At 45.3% G+C, this 634-nt stretch carries 1 protein-coding gene; it reads right to left on the bottom strand.

What is annotated here, in order from left to right; genetic code table 11:
* Nucleotides 1-527 (bottom strand): helix-turn-helix domain-containing protein (locus HHA42_RS13380; RefSeq protein ID WP_168526874.1); only part of this gene is annotated, 527 nt, incomplete at its 3' end.
* Nucleotides 528-634 lie beyond the last annotated feature (107 nt).

Genomic DNA, 634 nt, shown 5'->3' with positions numbered 1-634 from the left:
TCACAGAAGCGTAAATGCTGCAATTTTCCTGTAGCATCATCGATAAACACCAGCAGACAGCATTTAGCAGCGCGTCCTTCAAACCAGTCATGATATGAGCCATCAATTTGGATCAGTTCACCAAAGCAATCCCGGTTGTAACGAGGCTGATACGGGCGTTTCAGGCGCTTGGATCGAGGAATCCATAAGTCAGCTGCAATCATCCAGGAACGCAGGGTTTCTACTGAAAGATCGAATCCATGTACGGTGGTGAGCTTTTCATGCGCTAAAGTGGGTCCGAAACCATGGAGTTGGTCAGAAACAATATTGAGGCACTTGAGTCTGAGTTCTTCAGGAAGTTTGGAATTGCTGATTTGGCCACGACCGGCATGGGCTAATGCAGCGGGACCTTGAGCTTTGTATTTCTGCAGTAAGCGTCTGATCTGACGTTCTGAAATATGAAGTAGCTGAGCAGCCTGGGATTGAGTTATGCGTTGATCGCAGATTTCCTGCAAGACCGACAATCGTTTAAGTTCTTTATCCGACATAGACACCAACATATCAAACCGTCCGCTAACGAAATTGCAAAAGTGCATATTCTAAAAGCGGACATTTTTACTTTGGAGAAACCGGACATTTCTATTTTGGAGTTACA

The organism is Acinetobacter sp. A3 (genome assembly GCF_012371415.1).
In the GTDB taxonomy this organism is placed as follows: domain Bacteria; phylum Pseudomonadota; class Gammaproteobacteria; order Pseudomonadales; family Moraxellaceae; genus Acinetobacter.
This window is presented reverse-complemented; position numbering and strand designations above follow the sequence as displayed.